This is a genomic window from Phyllobacterium sp. P30BS-XVII, from assembly GCF_014138335.1.
Lineage (GTDB): Bacteria > Pseudomonadota > Alphaproteobacteria > Rhizobiales > Rhizobiaceae > Phyllobacterium > Phyllobacterium meliloti.
This window is the reverse complement of sequence record NZ_JACGXO010000007.1, coordinates 38,423-58,203: the sequence shown is the minus strand read 5'-3', so window position 1 is coordinate 58,203 and position 19,781 is coordinate 38,423. Positions and strand designations below refer to the sequence as shown.

The window sequence follows — 19,781 nt, the reverse complement described above, 5'->3', positions numbered from 1 at the left end:
AGTTGGGGTTGAATAGATTCGATAAGACCGGGATAACTGGCGGCGAATGAATCATCTGGGGAAGAGGTCATCAACATCTGCGCTTCCGCCAAGGCAACGTCCGTTAAAGAGACGCAGTTCGACAAGCGAACGATGCTCCGGCGATATCCACTCCTTTATCGGGAGTTTGGATCACTCCTTCTAACTGACCAAAGGAACGTCCATGCGTAATTACACAATTCCGATTGCTGCCTCCCTCATGCTCATCTCGGGTATTACTCTGGCAACTGCCGCACAAAACGCGCCGAGTGTATTAACCATTGAGAAGGAAGCGGGGAAGCCTATAGCAACTTTTACCGTTGAAGAGCTGGGTAAGGCATTCCCATCCAAGACCCTGGAAACAGTTACTCCATGGACCAATGGCGAGAAACGCCGCTATCGTGGCGCTCCGTTGAAAGATATCCTCGCCAAGTATGGTTCAGCAGATGCCGCGACCGTCACAGGTGTCGCACTTGATGGCTTTGAAGCCAAGCTGGAGACAAAAGAAATCAAAGCCTTCGATCCTATCGTGGCGACAGAGGTCGATTGCGTGGATGCTGACAGGCTGGCTGCCACATGTACAAAAGATCAGGAATTCAGAGTGCTGACCGATGCGGATCGTGGCCCTTTCTATGTCGTTTGGCCCTACGAACAGCTGCCAAAATCAACCAACACAGATGAGAATTACCGCTGGATCTGGTTCCTGGCAGCTCTGCGACCCTAGTAAAAACGTATTCTCCATCCGTTCGAAGCAAAGCTGACGGTGTTTAAGCAGGCTCTGTTCCACTGCGAGCTTTACGAACGAGCCAGCATTGATCAACCCCATCATGGTCCTGATGGGATTGATTTCCCGGCTCTCCGTCGAGCATCAGAGATTTTGCCCAAATGTCCTTTAGTTGTTCCTTGCACCCCAAAGGTGATCGCGCAAGGACAATGCGGGCTTGTATTCCGGTTTGATCTTGAGCGCCGCATCGAGATCAAACAGGGCTCCGTTGAGATTTCCCTTCACGCCTTGTAAAATTGCCCGCCTGAAATAGAGGGAAACATTCTGCGGGTCTGCTTCCAGCAATGCGTTTAATTCAGCGATATTGTGGTCGGGGTCGCCAGTCTTGATGCTTTCGGCAGCGAGCGAGAGTTCTGTGGGCGTGCTTCCAAGATTGAGTCTGACGACCTCAATCAGATCAGCGAATGCGTCGGGAAAAGAGCTTTTGCTCAGACGAGCATGAGCACGACCGCTGTATGCCTCCACGTAATTTGGATCAAGTTTGATGGCATTGGTGAAATCCACTATTGCAGCGCCCACATCTCCTTTCTTGAAGAGAGCAAACCCACGGTTATTGTAAGCTGTCTGATAATCGGGGTGAAGTTTTATCACCTGATCGTAATCGGCAATCGCCCCGTCAAAATCGCGCAGGACAAGACGGGAATTGCCACGAAAGCCATATGCATCTGCATTGTTCGCATCGAGATTGATCGCTTTGCTATAATCATCAATTGATCCATTGGCGTCGCCGCCTTTGAAACGGACCAACCCAAGGATATTATAGGCATCGACCAGCTGAGGATCGAGTTTGATTGCCTGATCACAATCTCCTTTGGCCTCGCCAAGCTCACCCTTTTGAGAACGGGCCCAGCAGCGATAATAATATGGTTTAGCGTCGTCCGGGTTTTGCCGGTTTGCTTCGTTGAGATCACTTATAGCTCCGTCGAAATCCCCCCGTCTCGCGCGAACATACCCTCTGTTTTTGTAAGCTGCAGTCGCCAGGGGATTCAGTTTGATCGCCTGATCAAGATCTGAAAGTGCCTTGTCCAAATTGTTTGTCTCCCCGTAAGCTAACCCACGTCCGACATACGCACTGGAATCAGTGGGATCGAGCCGGATTGCGCTGTCAAAATCAGGAATGGCACCGATAAAATCCCGCTTTTCCATGCGAGCCAATCCCCGGCGTTGATAAGATTCCACATTTTTAGGATCAAGCCTGATCGCTTGATCGAAGTCTTGCATTGCCTTATCCCAATGGCCCTTGGCCTTGTGAGCATCGCCTCGATTGCCGTAAGGAGCCGGCGTTTCCGGATCGTATTTTATTGCAAGATCGAAATCTTTTATCGCCTCATCAATATTGCCGCGTTTGAGGTAGGTCAGCCCGCGTCCGTTATAGGCATCGGCCAATCTGGGATTAAGCTTGATCGCCTGATCGAAATCGCCCAATGCCTCATCAAACTTGCCCTGGCTGTAACGAGCCACCCCACGATAGTTGAATGACCACGGGTCATTTGGACCGCCCTTGATCGCCTTATTGAGGTCAAGTATCGAGCCATCAAGATCCCCCATCTTTGCACGGGCGTACCCTCTGTTCTTGTAAGCATTTATAGATTGCGGTTCGAGTTTGAGTGCTTCATTCAGATCAGGAACTGCCTGGGCGAATTCCCCGCGCGCGATAAAAACAACACCGCGACCAACATAGGCACCGGCAAGGTTTGGATTGAGTTTGATGGCAGTTTCAAAGTCTTCCATTGCTCCCGAAAAGTCTTTTCGGTTGATGCGCGCTTCGCCTCGATTGCCGTATGCATCGGCATTTTTGGGATCGAGTTTGATCGCCTCATCGTAATCTATGAGAGCCTTGTCCACTTCGCCGCTATTAAATCGGGCATATCCTCGATTGTTGTAGGCCGCAGAATATGACGGATCGAGTTCAATCGCATGGTCATAATCAGCAAGTGCTGTATCCACTTCACCTTTTCTGTATCGCGCCAACCCGCGATTGCTGTAGGCCATCACATATCTTGGGTCGAGCTTGATCGCCTGATTGAAGTCGGCAATTGCTTTATCAAAATTATTCAACTTTAGATAAATCGCACCGCGGCTGTTATAACCAGCTGCATAACCGGGGTCTATGGCTATTGCCCGCTCGAAGTCCTTCAGCGCCGCATCCATATCACCTTTGCGAAAACTGGCATTCCCACGATTGTTGTAGGCCACGACAAATTTAGGGTTGAGTTTAATAGCCTGATCAAAATCAGCGATTGCCTTGTCATACTCCCCTATCTCCACATAAGCGTTACCGCGGCGGCCATAGGCCAGAGCATTTGAAGGATCAATACGGATAATCTGGTTTAACTCGCGAATAGCCTGCGTCGGAACGCTCGGAAGCTTTTTCTCGTCCGCCAGAGCAATTGTGGACAAAAGTACGATTATTCCGAAACCAGCTGCACATACGCGTTTCATAGGATAATCCCCGCTGCAGGTCAGAACGCACATCATACCAACAGCTTTCCTCGACTTCAAAAGTGAGAGCTATAGTGTAAACGCACTATGCGGCGGCGTTTGGCTGGCCTGTATTGGACGCTGAGGGGTCATCAACCATCCGGTGAGCCCTATGGAACCCTTGTTCCGCTTATGAGGCCGGTGTTTAGGCCTGCCAAAGCTCGGTTTTCGTCGTGATCATCAGAATGAAATTCGAGCGTCTATATCCGGTTTGCGGGCTACCGCAAGCCAAACTTTATTGGCATTTTCTTCACGGTTGATCGGTTTCAAAAAAGCGTCCTGGTGTTCCAGAACGAGCGTCTTTTTTGATCGCCAAGGGCGACGGAAAGAAATGCAACCGCATGCTTGGCACAACGGGAAGATGCGGCTATGTTCCAGCCTGCCAGTTAAACGGGGGTAGCAATCCGATGTCTGGAGAGGCATATCAGTTCGTAGAAGCAGAGTTGGAGCAGGCTGATCGACTCTTGCGGTTATCTACGCCGTTGGGTGAGGACGTACTTCTTCCCGAAAAGTCGCAGATACAGGAAAAGATCAACGGCCTGTTCGAAATCGAAGTTGTCGTTAAGTCCAAACGACTGGATGTAAAACCAGACGAGATCGTCGGCAAAACGGCCGATCTGTCGGTTGAAATTGCTTATGGGGAACGCCGGTACTGGAACGGTCTGGTGACCGGACTGATGGAGGGTCCTCCCGTGTCGCGCGGGCTTCGCGCATACAGGCTGACAATCCGTCCTGAACTATGGCTGCTCTCGCAGCGCTCCGATTGCCGTATCTGGTTGGACAAAACAACTTTGCAAGTCGCGGAAACCTTGCTTTCCGAACACGGAATCAAGGCACCGGTTACGGGTGGGGTGTTTGCTCCCCCGGCTCCGATCCACTATTCGGTACAATGGAATGAAACCGATCTTGCCTATCTGACACGTCGGCTTGAACAGGACGGTCTTTTTTACTGGTTCGAGCATGAGCAAGGTCAGCATACGCTGCACATTGCGAGCCACTCCTATGGATATACGGAAGGTCAGGACACGGACGTGCGGCTTGCGGCTGGCTCCAGTGACCGGAACCATATTACCCGCTTCGAAAAGCACTTCCAGTTCATTCCGGGTAAGAGAGCTGGTGGTGACTGGAACTTCGAAATGCCGAGTGACCCGCAAGGTGGCAAGACATCCTCGCTGGTCTCGCTGCCGAAGAATACCGAGTACGAATTGTATGAATATCCGGCCAAGGCGATGGATGGCGCTTCCAACGAAGCCGCAGTGAAGTTGCGCATGCAGGCAGCGGAATCTGATCATGAGCAGATTGAGGGTGAATCGACCGTCAGAACCCTTGCCGCCGGTCGCAAGTTCAAGCCTTACGAAGTCGCCCATGCTGACGACCAGTTTGAAGAATATGTGGTGACGGCCATTATCCATCAAATGGTCGATCATTCCTATGAAACGGTTCAGGACGGGTCGCTGGACTATACCAATAGTTTCGCCGCACTTCCCGCGCGGCTTCCGGCAACACCGCACCGCACCACAGCGCGTCCGCGCATTGACGGTACTCAGGTCGCCATTATTGCAGGACCATCCGGCGAAGAAATTCATCCCGATGAATATGGACGGGTGAAAGTCTGGTTCCCATGGGACAGGCGTGCCAAAAGAGATGGGTCCGATACATGCTGGATGCGCGTCATGCAGAGCTGGGCCGGTGTTGGCTGGGGCGCGCAAACCATACCGCGTATCGGCATGGAAGCCATGGTCACCTATATTGACGGCGATCCGGATCGACCGGTGATAGCAGGTCTGGTGCCAAACAAGCGGCAAAAAGTGCCCTATGGTCTTCCTGCCGCCAAAACCAAATCCGGGTTCAAGACACAGACCCATAAGGGGCAGGGCTTTAATGAGCTGTCGTTTGATGACGACAATGGAAATGAGAAGATTTTCGTCCATGCCCAGAAGGATCTGAGCCGGATTATCAAGGACAATGAATCGACCACTGTCGAAAAAGGCAACAGAACGACCACCCTGCAACAGGGTGATGAGCACAAGACACTGGACCAGGGCAACCGGACGGTCAGCGTCAAAACAGGTGACGAAACCAAGACCATCGGTCAGGGTAATCTTTCCGAGAAGATAGCTTTGGCCCGCAAGACCGAAGCCAACACCATCGGCGCCAATGCAATCGCTGGCAAGGCCGGACCGGGACTTATCACCTATACGGCCGATGATCAGATCACCCTTAAAGTGGGCGTCAGCGAAATAACCCTGACGAAAAATAACATCATCATCAAGCACGCAGGCTCGGTCATCACGTTGGATGCACTCATCATTGACCAGATTGCCGGCAATATTCATCTGAACAAAGACAAGGGCGGAGCATAAGCGGAATGATGTTTCATTTCGACGAGGGATACATGGCGATCCCGGATGGCTGGAAAGACCAGACCATCAATATCATTTCAAGTACGGGCACTTCTGAGGCTGGTTTAACCTTCACCATTACCCGCGAGGAAATGCCGTGGGGTATGCAGTTTGACGAGTATGTGGACGCTGAACTTGGCAAGGCCGCCAAGGCCCTGAATGAGTTCACCATCGTTGAGAAAGTTCCGGTGCAGATATCCGGTAACCCGGCCCATCAGGTCGAATGTACCTGGGTGGCCAAGCAGGGGCTGATGCATCAGATCATCACCACGATATCGCAGCGTAACAAGGCTATTGTTGTTACTGCGTCCAGCCCGGTGAAGATGTCCGAAACGCAGAAAAAGCAGCTTGTTGCTACGGTGCATACATTTCGTTTTGTTGACCGCAAGGATTAAGAGCCCAAGTGTCTCTTCTTAACAACATCGCTACGGGAGGAGCAGTTGCTGCGGGTCGCAGGCACGGTTCCTATACCAGTGTGCCGAACTCAAATACGCCGCAGGCTGGTACCCCCACTTATGACATGGGGCCACTCGACGATCCCACCGCACGATCGGATGCCGTTAAGGGGTGGGACTCAACACTCGACTTCGTTGAGAGCGATGCCTTCAATTATGCCGTCACAGGGGGAATGGTTGGCTATGCCGGTGTGACCGGAGCAATGGCGACGGGAACATTGGCTGGTGGCGCAACTGCGATGGGGACAGCACTTGTCCCGGTTGCAGCGGGTTTGGCCGGTGCGATGGTTGGCGCTTGGGCCGGTGAGAAACTCGGAAACTGGGCGATGGATGCCATGGGCTACCAGAAAATAGCCCAGAATGGCGAGATGCCAGCCCATATATTGCATCCGATTGCTCATGAGAGCGGTTGGGGGCTTGGCGCACTTGTCCTCGGTGCAGTCGCCGGACTGGCAGCCGGTATATTCGTCGTTGCCACATTCGGTACAGGACTTGTTGTGCTCGCCGCTGCCGCTGCCGTTGGCGGAGCGTTGGCCGGATTGGGCGCCGGTTTCGCATCGGCTGCTGGACAATATGGGACCAATAAAGGGGTTATATCCAAAGGCTCACCCAATGTCTTTTTCGAGGGAAAACCTGTAGCGCGCATCACCGACGAAGTTGTGTGCGAAGATCACGGCATCCAGAAGATCGCGCAGGGCAACATGACAGTGTTTGCCAATGGTCTTGCAATTGCCCATATCGGTCACAAGACAACCTGCGACGGTACTATCAATGATGGTTGCAAAACGATTGTAATCGATCTCGACACCAACCCGCAGCAGCTCGACATCGATGTCGGTTGGATGAAACGGATCACCCGGACGGGGTTGGCCATTCTCAACTTTCTGCCACTGCCAAGTAGCAAACGAAAGCCAGGTCAAAGCAGTGCGCATCCGGTCGAGAACAAACCAGCAGGTGTTTGCACCACCAGAGGCTGTCCGGCTGACGTGGCCACCGGCCAGTTCTTTGATGTACGCACTGACCTCTATTTACCGGGTACAATTCCGGTCGTATTTCAGCGGGTATGTCAGCGCAATGCAGCAGGCCTGCTTGGCAAGGGCTGGATGTCCAACTGGACACAACATCTTCATGTCAATGGTGGTGTCGTCCAGTTCCACGATCCCGAAGGAGTGGTTATCAGTTTTCATGCTCCCTATGAGCAGATCGACGCCGAAAATGTCCGTTTCCCGCATTTGCGGCTTTTTTCCGAGGACCGGCAATCCTTTACAATCTGGAACAGCAGGCAGCAGCTTTACTACATCTTCGCAGAAGCCAATCTCGGACGTGTGTGGCTGTCGCGCATCGAAGACCGCAATGGCAACACGGTGGAGTTCACTTACGATCCTGATGGCCTTGCCCGTGTCATACATTCGGATGGATTTGAACTTACTGTTCATTCCGAGAACTGGCTGCTTAAATCGGTTTTCACCGGCGTTGCTGATGACACCAGGCAAATGGTCAAGTGGTCTTACACCACCCACGGATGCCTCGAGGAAGTACGCTCTGCGCAGAGTGGATATATGCGCTATTACTATGATGAGCATGATCGCATCATCCGCTGGCATGACAGCAAGGCAAGCGATGTCAGCTATGTCTGGAACAAGGAAGACCGCGTCAGCAGCATTGTCAGTACATCCGGCTATATGTCTGGTGATTTCGCATATGATGCCAAAAACCGGATAACCCGCTTCACTGACAGCCTCGGCGCAACCTCCGTCTATTTCTACGATGAAGATGGTCTGGTCTGGAAAGAAATCGATCCGCTTGGGAACGAATGGCTCACCGAATGGGGCGTATCGTTCAATATTATTGCCGCTACCACACCGCTGGGCCTGAAATCGACACTCCAATATGACGAGATCGGCAATGTGGTCACGTTGACGGATGCCAGCGGCGCAACCTCTTCCTGGTCATATGGGCCAGATGGTTTGCTCGCATCCGCATCGGATGCAGAAGGTAACAGTCGAAACTACCACTATGACAATCGCGGCAATATGATTGCGATGGTCAATGAGATGGGGGAGACCACATCGCTGCGCGTTGGTGAACGCGGGGAAGTGCTGCGCATTGAACAGCCCAATGGCGGGCAAACCCGTGTCTTTTATGATCATTATATGCGGCCACGCGCGGTTACGGATGCCGCCGGTAACACGCGGACCATGCAGTATGATATTGAAGGCAGATTACTGTGGGCGACCGACGCACTTGGCAATCAAACCAGATTTGACTACGCGCGTGATGCACACAATCCGAAAGGCTTGTTGCGTGAGGTTTTGCTGGCGAACGGTAGCCGTGAACAATTTGAATATGACAGTGAAGGCAATCCAGCGCGCTTTATCGATGCCAACGGCAATATACGTGATTTCTCATTCGGGCCTTTTGATCTGCCGCTTGTGACAACGGATTCTTTTGGCAATCGCCTGCGTTACGAATATGACGGCGAAGGTCGCATGACCGCCTTGGTCAACGCAAAGTCGGAACGTTACGAGCTTATTATTGATGCTGCTGGACGCATCGTCAGGGAAAAGGAGTTTGGCGGGATTGCGACAAGCTATGCGCGTGATGCGGATGGTCGAACCATATCCCGGTTCACGGCGGATGGTGTAGAGACATTCTATGACTATAACGAGCGCAATGAGGTTTTGGCTGTAAGTGTTGCTCGGGATGACGAGAAGATCAGCACACATTACACCTATGATAAGCGTGGCTTGCTTACCTCTGCCGAGAACGCCGATTCCCTTGTTAAATTTGAATATGATGCACTGGGGCGAGCAACGCGTGAAGAACTGAATGGCCGCTCCGTTGTTTCAGGTTATACAAAAGGCGAGTCGAGGCGTGTTACGCGCGAAGGTGACGCTGCAGCGCTCGAGCTATCATATGATCCCGTCGGCACACTGCAATCCCTATCAATCGCCGGGCATGATGCCATGGCGTTTTCAAGAGATGCCCGTGGTCTCGAAGTTCTACGCCGTACCGAGGCTGGATTTGCTCAAGCCCAGTCTTATTCATCGATTGGGCTGCTCGAAGCACAGGTCGCTGGATCATTCGGGGATGTGTCGAGCCAATTAACCGGCTTGCCCGGACGTGAACGGCTTCCCGGTCGGCATACGATTATGGGTGCGTTGAAGGTCAATCGCCATTATCAATGGGACCCTGCTGCCAATCTTGTTGGCATCACAGATGGACGGTGGGGGGAAACGCGTTTCACCCACGATGATCGAAACCAGATCATTCAAACGACCCATCAAAGCCGTTTTGCAGGCGCGTCATTCATGGAGCGCTTCGGTTATGATGCCTGCAACAATCTTTCGTTGGCAGACTATACGAGCGGGAAAGATCCGGCGCGATCGGTCAAGGAAACGCTCCCCGGTCAGACGGTCGAACAGGACGCTGGTGGCCGCGTGCGTAAACGCGGACACTTCCGATATGCCTATGATCTACGCGGACGGGTCATCGAGAAACGCTACGAGGAAGATGGCTTTCGGCCTAAAATCTGGCGCTATGAATGGGAAAGCCAGAACAGGCTCGTTCAACTCGAGACACCGGACGGTGAAATCTGGCGCTATGGCTATGACGCGCTTGGTCGTCGCATAAGGCGGCTACGTGTATTTGAGGGTGGCAACAATACCAAGAAGCGGTATCCCACGTCTGGCGGATCGGGCAAACCTCATGATCTTGCTGTTGGCTCGGCGTTCCAATGGGACCGCAATCAGCTCATTGCCGAAGCACCCGTCTATGCGGATGGAACGGTGGCATGGGATCAGGCGCGGAACTGGATCTACGAACCCGGCACGTTCAAGCCCCTCGCGCAACTCGGCGCAAATGGCGGTCTGCACTATGTGGTGACAGATCAGGCGGGCACCCCGCGCGAACTCATTAGCGAAGATGGCAGTAAAGTCGTCTGGGCTGCCCAGTTCCAGACTTGGGGGCAAGTCGATAAACAACAGTTCTTGCCGGATGATCCCGCCGCCAACGACAATGAGCCGATCGAAACTGTTGACTGTCCTCTCCGTTTTCAAGGCCAATGGGAAGATAGCGAAAGTGGTCTCTACTATAACCACCAGCGCTATTACGATCCTGATTCCGCACAATATCTGTCACCCGATCCCATTGGGCTGATCGGCGGTTCGCGTCTGCAAGGATACGTGGCCAATCCTGCCACGCGAGTTGATCCGGTAGGCTTGACTGAGTGTGCCACTCATGTAGGTGAACAACCTCGAGATGCAAATGGTAAGTGGAGTGGTCCCGGCACAAAGCCTGGTGGAGTGGCCGAACTTGCTGTCAAAAATAAGTATACCAATGAAGGTTTTGACTACCATGACCAAGTCTACGCCCGAGTGCCAGGCTCCGACAAATACAGTGTTATAGACGGGGTTGCGGTGAAGGACGGTAGTTTTGTGGCTGTTGAATCCAAACCTGAAGGACGGTCTCTCACGCCCCAACAAAGGGAAATTCAGCAAGCCATTCAACAAGGCAAGCCGGTCGAACTATATGGCAAAAATGCCGAACAAATAGCCGGTCTTCCAAAAGATGGTGTCGTCACCTTCGATCGCTACGAAGTTAACAGGTATTGATAATGCTCACAGACCTAGACAGTTTCATGAAGGAAGCAGAGACCTTTGGCTTCACTGCTTCTAAGCCGAACGGGGGCATTTTTCGAAGCAAGGACGGCATAGAATACGGAATAACGCTGGGTGGACGCGATCAGGTGTCTGTGAATTCGGTTTATCTGTACAATTCAGAAATGCTCGATGCGGTTTTTGACATTATCGGTCTGAAGAAACCTAAATCAATTGTTCGCCGAGTAACGTTGGGAAACTCCTCCTCGTTGTTTTTTCTTACCGGTGAATATTCCAACATAGTATGTCCGCCCGAGCCCGCTGCATTCAAAAGAACCATCGAAACCATTCACACTGAGCTTGCGGCAAAAGCATCTGACCTTGATGTTCTTTTCGATCTGGCCCTTAAGGAAAGAGACGCCGCCGTCAGGGAGAAAAAGAAGTTCCGGGCGGATATTTTTGAGATACTTGCCAATATTTCTGTGTGCCAGGGGCGTTTTAAGGATGCTGTTGATTTCTGTGAGGCGTATTACGAGTTTTGCGGCATCAGTAAATCACTTGGAAGCAGCATGGTCAGAGACTTGCTGGCCTACGCAAATGGCAAACTTGTTTGATCAACGCGCATAATTTTGTCTAGGCTTTTACTGCGCAAATGCCGTCAGACAGGTGAATTGCAGCAAATCGCTGATCAAAATCTGACGCCAGGTCGGCAATAGTGATTGCGGCGAGCCGATCTCGTAATAGCAGTTCGGCATTTCGCAAGGTGTCGTCAAGCGCCGCGTCAACCGCTTGCTCCACAAGGCATGTCGGGTGATCGGAAGAGGGGCCAATGGCAAACAGGGCTGGCGCTCCGATTGCCACATAAACGTCCAATAGCGAGATCTCGGCGAGACCTCGCGTTAACTCCCAGCCGCCGCCATGGCCGTTTTCCGAGCGGACATAACCCTGCTTTTTGAGGCCAGCCATCGTTCGACGAATGACGACGGCATTTGTTCCAAGCATCTGTGCGATGGTCTCGGACGTCATGCGTTTCGTGTGACGATCCATGTGTATGAGCACATGAAGCATTCTCGATAGGCGGCTGTCGCGTCGCAATCCCTGCACTCCTTTGTGTTTAGTCACAACATCCGAAACAAAAGAAGTTACGGGTCTTGATCTGAATTAGATCGTAACATATAAAGTGACAAGAACCAAGAAATGCATGAGCTTGCTCATTCTAAAAGACACAGGAAGTCTTGCGCCAGCATCGTTATGAAGCGAGCATTTTCCAGTGCGGCAGGCTCAGAGATACCAGCGGAGCAGATAAATGAAGTTCGATGTTATTGTCGTCGGAGGTAGTTTTGCCGGATTATCGGCAACCATGCAGTTGGCGCGGGCGCGGCGCCGCGTTGCGCTGATTGATGCAGCAGCGCCCCGTAACCGCTTCACGAAAGCGTCGCATGGATTTCTGGGGCAGGACGGCAAGAGCCCGCACGAGATCGTAGCCACTGGTCGCAGTGAACTTGGCCGCTATCCCACGGTAAAACTGATCGACGCGGAAGCTGTTTCGGCTGCTGCTGAGGGTGACGTGTTCAATGTGACTTTGAGCGGTGGAGAGGTCCTTCAGGCAGTGCGTTTGGTGCTGGCGACTGGCATGCGGGACGAATTGCCAGATGTGCCCGGCTTGGACTTGCGCTGGGGGCGTTCCGTTTTTGCTTGCCCCTATTGCGATGGGTATGAATATGGCGATATGGCGTTGGGGGTTCTGGCAGCGGGTCCGCTCTCGGTACATCAGGCAATGCTCGTGTCGGATTGGGGGCCGACAACCTATTTTACACAAGGGCTTCATGAGCCAGATGCAGAGGGGCTCGCTGCGCTTTCGGCCCGAGGTGTTCGCATCGAACGCTCTCCCGTGGTCGAATTGCTTGGGCCAGTGCCAACTCTGGAAGCAATGCGGCTGGCCGATGGTCGTGCGGTTCCTCTGTCAGCCCTGTTTATCGCGCCGCAGACGCATATAGTCAGTGACCTGCCGCATCAACTCGGCTGCGCTTTGGAAAATGGCCCTAAGGGACCTTACATCAAGGTGGACGATTTCAAGCTCACCTCCGTCAAAGGTGTTTACGCCGCTGGCGACGTTGCAAGTCCGATGCCGAACGCGACGCTCGCGTCAGCATCCGGCGTACTGGCAGGCGTCGCGGCGCATCAGTCACTCATTTTCCCATAAGCCTTAGAGCAATGAAGTCACCGTTTGGCGTTCGATCAGTTCAACGCCAAGATTGACATGCCTCACACTCATGGATGGGTTAGCGATTTTTTCCTGAAGCATAGAGAAGCCAACTCTCCCCAATTCCATTCGGTCCACTCGAATGGTCGTTAGAGGAGGGCGGCTGTATAGTGCGATTGGCACGTCATCATAACCAATGACCGAATAAGAACCCGGCACTGAATATCCAGACTCTTTCAAGCCCTCCATGACACCAAGAGCGACAAGATCGGTGCTGCAGAAAAAAGCTGTCGTGCCTTCAAGCCGCCCGGCTTTCAAGGCCTGCTTGATAGCGAGTGCCGCCTCAAAGTCCCGGACGCCTTCTTTACCCAAATCCAGAACATGACGAGCAGGATCAAACTGTATACCCGCTTCTTCTATAGCATCCCGAAAGCCGTCCATGCGCCGAACCAGTGACGAGCGATGGGGAAGGGTGACATGCACGATATTTCGGTGTCCGGCATCCAGTAAATGGCACGTAGCCAACCAACCGGCGGACCTGTTGTCAGGCGTTATACTGCTCAGTCGCATCGAGCGATCCGTGCCGTTGATGATAACGGTCGGAACTTCGCTTTGAACGATACGCTCGATAATCTCAGGATAATCGAGTCCGACAAGCAGAATAGCAGTCGTGACATCCTCATCCAGAATTTTGGCAATATCGGATTCTGCTTCAGGCAGGTCACGGGCAACCAGTCGAACGTTTGCCTCAACGCCCTGGGATTTTGCCTGATCGAGTACCCCTTTGATAACGTCGCTGTAAAACAGCGAGTTGGAGTAATACTCTCCTGGGGTAACAACCGTCAGGTCTTTGGATTTGACAATAGATTGTCCGCGTGAAGCGCGGGATTGGTAGCCCATTTCATCGGCGATGCCGATGATGCGTCTTCGGCTTTCATCGCCCACACCGGGGCGGTTGTTCAACACCTTTGAAACGGAGGCGACCGACACGCCAGCCGCATCCGCAATATCCTGAAGTGTAACGGCAGCTTCCGTTTTATCTGTCATATTGTGGTATCCAAACCCAGTTGGGCGGCGAAAGCGTCTGAACTCGATCTATCCCGACTACCAGAAGAAATCTGTGTGGCCAAGCGAACGCATCAAAGCTTCCATGAAATAGTAGTCGCCATAGGGAAGCATTGTGTCGGAATATCCTGCTGTGACATGCGCCGCGCCATGAGCAAGAAGCCCCTCAGCTTCAGGGTTTCCGCTGATATCGCAGCTGCGCAGCAGGCCGCTTATCAAACGATCGGCCTGCGATTTCCAGTGGGTGGACTCGGTCTCGTCACTCAGATCGGCGATTATATAAATGCCGGCGGCCATAATTGCGGCAGCTGAACTGTCCCGTGGGGCATTTGCGTCTGTTACAGAAAAATCCCAGACGGGCACATCGTCATTGCCCATCAATGCTACGGCTTTTACCGCCAGTCGCTTTGCAATATCCAGATAGGCGCTGTTTCCCGTTGTGCGTGCGGATTGTGCAAAACCGTGGATCATCCATGCCTGACCCCGCGACCAGCAGGAGCCGTTGGCAAAACCCTGATGGGTTTCGCCGCGGATTGGTTCACCGGTGACAACATCAAATATGAAAGTGTGGAAGCTCGTATCATCCGGTCGTACCAGATATTGGGCAGTCGTCTCCGCATGGCCGTCCGCTGCGTCGCGAAAATCCGCGTTTCCTGTTTCACTCCATGCCCAGTACAGGAGCGCCAGATTCTGCATTGTATCGGCAATCATACGACCGGCAACGAACTTTGCGCGGGTCATATCCTGTTTGGCGAGAGCATTCCACGCCTGAATATAGCGTCCACGCGGACAATAGCGTGAAACAAGGCCGCGTGCCGCATCCAGAGCCATATCATGCGCCTCTCCTGAACCAGTCATGCGCCAGTCCGCAACGCAGCTCAGAGAAAACTGAAATCCAAGATCGTGGTTTTGTGATCGGCGATTGCGCAATATATCCCGGAAAGCCGGGCGCCGGGCGCGTGCGGCGTTGAGGAAAATCGGATCACCAGTCAGTTGAAGCGCCAACCAGAGCTGCCCCGACATGAAACTGATTACCCAGTCTCCGGGTGCACAATAGGACCACTTGCGATTATCAATCCCAATCTTGGGATTGCGTACCCCGATCACAGGCAAAATTTCGCGAACTTTGCCAATGCACCGCTCCAGAGCGATCTGATGCTCCGCGCGATTAAGGCTGGCTGGGCGTAAGGCATTCGCGAAATAATTGTCCGTGGGCATCTTCATGGTTTTTCCTTTCCAATATGATTTATTTTTCGCATTAAGCGTAAGTTTCGTCAATTATATTTTTTCGTTTGACATTTTTTCGTGAAACATACAGTGTTGAGGGGCGGAAACGGGAGTTTCGCAATACATATAAGGGAGGGTGACGTGGAGTTTGCGAAAAAACAACGAAAGTTTTTCCTAAAGCTTTCGTGTTCCTATCTCTGGTTGTCGGGCTGTATCCAATGATCGCACGCGGTCTAGCCGGGGCCGGATTTCGCAGGCAGGTTGCGAGTTACAGCTTCCTGATCCCCTGGTTGATCGGGTTCTTTGCGCTTACCGTGGGGCCGATTGCGACCTCAATCTACCTGTCCTTCACCGATTATGGCCTCATGGCACCACCCCAGTGGATCGGCATGGAGAACTATATCCGCATCGCTTCGGATGACCCGCGCTTCTGGACTGCGATGAACGTCACTTTCACATTCGTGCTTTTGTCTGTCCCGCTGAAACTGGCTTTCGCGCTGGCGGTGGCTGTGGCCCTGAACAAGGGCCTTAGGGGGCTCGCGGTGTTCCGGGCGATTTTCTACCTGCCATCGCTGTTGGGCGGCACTGTTGCCATAGCTTTCATGTGGCGGCAGATTTTTTCCCGCGATGGTCTTTTGAACCGAGGTCTCGAATATCTCTTTGGATATGATGGGCCCGGCTGGGTTTCGAGCCCGTCAACAGCACTCTATACTCTGGTCTTGCTCGCAATCTGGCAGTTTGGATCGTCCATGATCATCTTTCTGGCCGGGCTGCGGCAGATCCCTCAGGACATGTACGAGGCTGCAAGCATTGATGGTGCAAGCCGGGCGCGGCAGTTCTTCAAAATTACCCTGCCTTTGCTGACGCCAGTTATCTTTTTCAATGCGGTGATTCAGACAATCGATGCCTTCAAAGCCTTTACCTCAGCATTTGTCATAAGCGGCGGCGATGGGGGGCCGATCGACAGCACGCTGTTTTACACGCTCTATTTGTTTCAGGAAGCCTTCGTCAATCTGCATATTGGCTACGCCTCGGCACTCGCCTGGATACTCGTCATCATCATTGCGTTCTTTACAGCCTTGTCCTTCCTGTCCGCCAGATATTGGGTGCATTACGATGACTGAAGCAAGTTTGTCTCGCGGTCGCCAACAGGGCTTGGTCCATAGCTCAAAGCGCGTTTTCTCGTACTGCCTGCTGACGGCGGCGAGCCTTGTTATGCTTTATCCATTGCTGTGGATGGTCTCGAGTTCATTCAAACCGAATGATGAGATTTTCACATCGGTTTCTCTGCTACCGGACAAGATCACACTTGATGCCTATGTGCGCGGATGGAATGGGTTGAGCGGCGGTTTCGGCAGGCTTTTCTTCAATTCGCTGCTTATTTCCGTTCTGGCTGTTATTGGAAACCTTATCTCCTGTTCACTGGCAGCCTATGCCTTTACCCGGCTCCGCTTTTTCGGGCGTGACTTCTGGTTTGCCCTGATGCTCGGCACGCTGATCATGCCGCAGCATGCCGTGCTGATACCGCAATATGTGCTGTTTCTGAAGCTGGGCTGGGTCAATACGATCCTGCCGCTTGTTGTACCAAAGTTTCTGGCAATCGACGCATTTTTCATCTTCCTCATGGTGCAGTTTTTTCGCGGATTACCGAGAGAATTGGATGAGGCTGCCATTATGGACGGCTGTGGCCCGTGGCGGATCTATTTCAAAATCATCCTGCCGCTATCGGGCCCTGTCTTGGCCACAGCAGCGGTGTTTTCGTTCATCTGGACGTGGGACGATTTCTTTGCACCTCTTATCTATCTCAATGACATCCAGAACTACACGGTACAGCTCGGCCTGCGTTCCTTTGTCGATTCAACGGCGCAATCGGACTGGAGTGCGCTTTTCGCCATGTCCACTTTGACTGTCTTTCCCATTTTTATTCTCTTCATCGCGTTTCAGCGATTGTTGATTGAAGGCATTGCCACAACAGGAATGAAACGATGATGCATATCGATCCAGCACCATTCGCCCCTGTGCGTTGTATTTCAGGACGTTCAAAATGATAAATCTTGCACTTAAAGATGTCGTCAAGCGCTTCGGAGCAATCGAAGTCATCAACGGTGTCAATCTTGAAATCAACAAAGGCGAATTTGTTGTCTTTGTCGGGCCTTCCGGATGCGGCAAATCCACCTTGCTCCGTATGATAGCTGGTCTGGAGCCCATCAGTGGCGGTGAGCTTGTCATTGATGATGCCGTCGTGAACAACGTCCCGCCATCAGAGCGTGGAATCGCGATGGTTTTCCAGTCCTATGCGCTCTATCCGCATATGAGTGTTTACAAGAATATGGCATTTGGATTGGAGACTGCCGGTCTGCCACGCAAAGATATAAAGGTGCGCGTGGAAAAGGCCGCCGATATTCTTCAGATCGGCCATCTCCTTGATCGTAAACCGAAAGCCCTGTCGGGCGGGCAGCGCCAGCGCGTTGCAATTGGGCGCGCCATCGTTCGCGAGCCAAACATTTTTCTGTTCGACGAACCCCTGTCCAACCTTGATGCGGAACTTCGCGTACAGACGCGCGTCGAAATCGCAAAGCTTCACAAGGAGATCGGTGCCACAATGATCTACGTGACGCATGATCAGGTTGAAGCCATGACCTTGGCGGATCGCATCGTTGTCCTGCGAAGTGGCAACATCGAACAATGCGGACGGCCGCTTGATCTCTACAACAAGCCTGCAAACCGATTCATAGCAGGCTTTATCGGTAGTCCGAAAATGAACTTTCTTGACGTTACGTTCTTAGAGCGCCGACCCCAAGGGGCGGCCTTTGAGCTTGCAGCTGCAGAAATCGTCTTGAAGACATTGGAGGGCATTCGTGCCGGGACAAAAGCTGTTCTCGGTGTCCGGCCAGAACACATCACGACGGGAAGGGAAGCCGACGTGAACCTCGGAACGCTGACTGTAAGTCATGTGGAGCAGCTGGGTGGCCAGACATTGGCCTATGGCCGGCTCGGAGATGACCAAAGTTTGACCATCGTGCTCGAAGGTCAAAGGGCAATCGCCGCGAATGATACCTTGGATGTCGGTATCGCTCACGAGTATTGCCATCTTTTCGGGGAGGACGGCAACCGCCTGAACGATTGAGATCGGATAGGGAGGCCGCAGTAATCAAAGCATTTTGATCGCAATGATGGAGGAGCAAGTGATCAACAAACGCCAGATATTATTGAATGGAGCCATGTTGGGAGCAGGTGCCATCGCATCGCTCTCAGGTCTTGCAACTGCTGCCGCACAAGAGGCGCGGCTGCGCCTCTACTGGTGGGGAACACCTGATCGCCTGAAGCGAACGCAGGGTGTCTCGGAACTCTTTTCGCAAAAGCATGCGGGCGTTACCGTTAATGCCGAAACAGCCGGTTCAGATTACTGGACAAAACTGACCACAATGATGGCGGGCGGAAATCTGCCCGATATTTTTCAGTTGGAGCCCGGCACATTTGCGGACTACGGACGGCGCAACGCCGCAATGCCGCTTGACCAGTATCTGGGTAAAACCATCCGCACGGACCGGCTGGCACCGGGTGCTCTGGATCTGGTTCGCGTTGATGGAAAGGTGCGGGGAGTGCCGATTGCGGTGAACGCCTGCGCCATGCTTTATGATACGGATGTTTTTGAAAAATCCGGGTTAAAGCCGCCATCCGACGATACGACGTGGGATGAGTTTGCCAAAACCTGCGTTGAATTGACGAAATTTATCGGCAAGGACAATGTCTGGGCTGTGGGCAACTGTTCCCACTACAATTCGGTGTTCACCGCATGGCTCAAGCAGCGTGACAAGGCCATGTTTACGGAAGAAGGTCATCTCGGTTTCACTGCGGAAGATGCCACCGAGTGGTACGAATACTGGAATGTATTGGCCAAGCAAGGTGGTTGCACACCGGCGGAAATACAGGCCATGGACAAACGCCTGGTGGAAACCAATCCGCTGACGACTGGCAATGCTGCCATCGCCCTGACTTATTCGAACCTGCTTCCAGCCTACCAAGCCGTTTACAAGGGACCTCTGGAGATCGTTGCGCCGCCGATCAAGGATGCGAAATCTCCAACCGGCCTGTTCTATCGGCCCGCCCTTATATGGAGCATTGCAAGTACCAGCAAAAATCCTGATCTTGCGGCTGAATTTCTCGATTTTTTCATCAACGATAGAGATGCTGGAAAGACTCTTGGCATTGAACGCGGCGTTCCCATCAATCTTGATGTCCAACAGGCTATAACGCCTGATATTAATGCGATGGCCAAGAAAACGGTTGATTTCATCAATGCGATTGCTGGTCGCGTTGGCTCCTATCCGCCTCCCATCCCGCTGGGAGCGGCAGAGTTCGACACAAGGGCTTTCATGCCCGTCGCGCAGAAACTTGCATTTGGCAATCTGACGCCTGCGGAGGCGGGGAAAGAATTGATCGCGCAAGGCAAGCGCATATTAAAGGGATGAGGTTCCTGCGGTCCTGACTTGCCTTTCAGAACGCGGCTGCAACGGCCGCGTTCTTCCAGAATAATTATTGGAGTCC

14 protein-coding genes are annotated in these 19,781 nt (G+C 52.7%); 10 read left to right on the top strand and 4 right to left on the bottom strand.

Annotation, left to right across the window (positions count from 1 at the left end; translation table 11 throughout):
- The first annotated feature begins 202 nt into the window (after positions 1 to 202).
- Positions 203 to 742: a hypothetical protein gene (locus FHW17_RS18825; protein ID WP_112528269.1), complete on the top strand. Its 540-nt coding sequence runs from the start codon at positions 203 to 205 to the stop codon at positions 740 to 742.
- 168 nt (positions 743 to 910) lie between these two features.
- Here FHW17_RS18825 and FHW17_RS18820 read toward each other — a convergent pair whose 3' ends face one another.
- On the bottom strand, positions 911 to 3,244 hold the full coding sequence (locus FHW17_RS18820) for a tetratricopeptide repeat protein (RefSeq protein ID WP_182510550.1): 2,334 nt from the start codon (positions 3,242 to 3,244) through the stop codon (positions 911 to 913).
- Between the two features lie 446 nt (positions 3,245 to 3,690).
- On the opposite strand from FHW17_RS18820, the gene tssI reads away from it, so the two are divergent.
- Genes tssI through FHW17_RS18800 form a run of 4 tightly spaced genes read left to right on the top strand, consistent with a single transcriptional unit; the run spans position 3,691 to position 11,352 of the window.
- Entirely contained in the window at positions 3,691 to 5,646 is a 1,956-nt protein-coding gene (tssI, locus tag FHW17_RS18815) for a type VI secretion system tip protein TssI/VgrG (protein ID WP_182510549.1), read from the top strand.
- Positions 5,647 to 5,651: 5 nt separating this feature from the next.
- Complete coding sequence (locus FHW17_RS18810; protein WP_112528265.1) at positions 5,652 to 6,080, top strand: DUF1795 domain-containing protein; 429 nt, start codon at positions 5,652 to 5,654, stop codon at positions 6,078 to 6,080.
- Between the two features lie 8 nt (positions 6,081 to 6,088).
- A complete protein-coding gene (locus FHW17_RS18805) occupies positions 6,089 to 10,753 on the top strand; it encodes an RHS repeat-associated core domain-containing protein (protein ID WP_182510548.1) in 4,665 nt (1,554 codons plus the stop codon).
- Between the two features lie 26 nt (positions 10,754 to 10,779).
- Positions 10,780 to 11,352, top strand: a complete 573-nt coding sequence (locus tag FHW17_RS18800; protein WP_162700258.1) for a hypothetical protein — start codon at positions 10,780 to 10,782, stop codon at positions 11,350 to 11,352.
- Between the two features lie 19 nt (positions 11,353 to 11,371).
- Here FHW17_RS18800 and FHW17_RS18795 read toward each other — a convergent pair whose 3' ends face one another.
- Positions 11,372 to 11,833 carry an Rrf2 family transcriptional regulator gene (locus FHW17_RS18795; protein ID WP_112528356.1) on the bottom strand — a complete coding sequence of 154 codons (462 nt, stop codon included), beginning with the start codon at positions 11,831 to 11,833 and terminating at the stop codon, positions 11,372 to 11,374.
- A gap of 211 nt (positions 11,834 to 12,044) precedes the next feature.
- On the opposite strand from FHW17_RS18795, the gene FHW17_RS18790 reads away from it, so the two are divergent.
- A complete protein-coding gene (locus tag FHW17_RS18790) occupies positions 12,045 to 12,941 on the top strand; it encodes an NAD(P)/FAD-dependent oxidoreductase (RefSeq protein WP_182510547.1) in 897 nt (298 codons plus the stop codon).
- A gap of 3 nt (positions 12,942 to 12,944) precedes the next feature.
- On the opposite strand, the gene FHW17_RS18785 is transcribed toward FHW17_RS18790, so the two are convergent.
- Together FHW17_RS18785 and FHW17_RS18780 are read right to left on the bottom strand one after the other, a co-directional pair.
- A complete protein-coding gene (locus FHW17_RS18785; RefSeq protein ID WP_112528257.1) occupies positions 12,945 to 13,988 on the bottom strand; it encodes a LacI family DNA-binding transcriptional regulator in 1,044 nt (347 codons plus the stop codon).
- A 57-nt stretch (positions 13,989 to 14,045) separates the two neighbouring features.
- Complete coding sequence (locus FHW17_RS18780) at positions 14,046 to 15,230, bottom strand: glycoside hydrolase family 88 protein (protein ID WP_112528255.1); 1,185 nt, start codon at positions 15,228 to 15,230, stop codon at positions 14,046 to 14,048.
- A gap of 221 nt (positions 15,231 to 15,451) precedes the next feature.
- Here FHW17_RS18780 and FHW17_RS18775 point away from each other — a divergent pair, with 221 nt between their 5' ends.
- The 4 genes from FHW17_RS18775 (at position 15,452) to FHW17_RS18760 (ending at position 19,705) form a co-directional block, all read left to right on the top strand.
- Positions 15,452 to 16,357, top strand: coding sequence for a sugar ABC transporter permease (locus FHW17_RS18775; RefSeq protein WP_112528253.1), 906 nt, complete (start codon positions 15,452 to 15,454; stop codon positions 16,355 to 16,357).
- 91 nt (positions 16,358 to 16,448) lie between these two features.
- Positions 16,449 to 17,222, top strand: coding sequence for a carbohydrate ABC transporter permease (locus FHW17_RS18770; RefSeq protein WP_210275954.1), 774 nt, complete (start codon positions 16,449 to 16,451; stop codon positions 17,220 to 17,222).
- Positions 17,223 to 17,277: 55 nt separating this feature from the next.
- Complete coding sequence (ugpC, locus tag FHW17_RS18765) at positions 17,278 to 18,360, top strand: sn-glycerol-3-phosphate ABC transporter ATP-binding protein UgpC (protein WP_182510546.1); 1,083 nt, start codon at positions 17,278 to 17,280, stop codon at positions 18,358 to 18,360.
- A 58-nt stretch (positions 18,361 to 18,418) separates the two neighbouring features.
- Positions 18,419 to 19,705, top strand: coding sequence for an extracellular solute-binding protein (locus FHW17_RS18760; protein ID WP_182510545.1), 1,287 nt, complete (start codon positions 18,419 to 18,421; stop codon positions 19,703 to 19,705).
- Positions 19,706 to 19,781: the final 76 nt, after the last annotated feature.

What these genes read in the sequence shown, in the direction of transcription:
- FHW17_RS18825 (WP_112528269.1), top strand. Translation starts at nt 203, where the DNA reads ATGCGTAATTACACAATTCCGATTGCTGCCTCCCTCATGCTCATCTCG.
- FHW17_RS18820 (WP_182510550.1), bottom strand. Translation starts at nt 3,244, where the DNA reads ATGAAACGCGTATGTGCAGCTGGTTTCGGAATAATCGTACTTTTGTCC.
- tssI (WP_182510549.1), top strand. Translation starts at nt 3,691, where the DNA reads ATGTCTGGAGAGGCATATCAGTTCGTAGAAGCAGAGTTGGAGCAGGCT.
- FHW17_RS18810 (WP_112528265.1), top strand. Translation starts at nt 5,652, where the DNA reads ATGATGTTTCATTTCGACGAGGGATACATGGCGATCCCGGATGGCTGG.
- FHW17_RS18800 (WP_162700258.1), top strand. Translation starts at nt 10,780, where the DNA reads ATGAAGGAAGCAGAGACCTTTGGCTTCACTGCTTCTAAGCCGAACGGG.
- FHW17_RS18790 (WP_182510547.1), top strand. Translation starts at nt 12,045, where the DNA reads ATGAAGTTCGATGTTATTGTCGTCGGAGGTAGTTTTGCCGGATTATCG.
- FHW17_RS18785 (WP_112528257.1), bottom strand. Translation starts at nt 13,988, where the DNA reads ATGACAGATAAAACGGAAGCTGCCGTTACACTTCAGGATATTGCGGAT.
- FHW17_RS18780 (WP_112528255.1), bottom strand. Translation starts at nt 15,230, where the DNA reads ATGAAGATGCCCACGGACAATTATTTCGCGAATGCCTTACGCCCAGCC.
- FHW17_RS18775 (WP_112528253.1), top strand. Translation starts at nt 15,452, where the DNA reads ATGATCGCACGCGGTCTAGCCGGGGCCGGATTTCGCAGGCAGGTTGCG.
- FHW17_RS18770 (WP_210275954.1), top strand. Translation starts at nt 16,449, where the DNA reads ATGCTTTATCCATTGCTGTGGATGGTCTCGAGTTCATTCAAACCGAAT.
- ugpC (WP_182510546.1), top strand. Translation starts at nt 17,278, where the DNA reads ATGATAAATCTTGCACTTAAAGATGTCGTCAAGCGCTTCGGAGCAATC.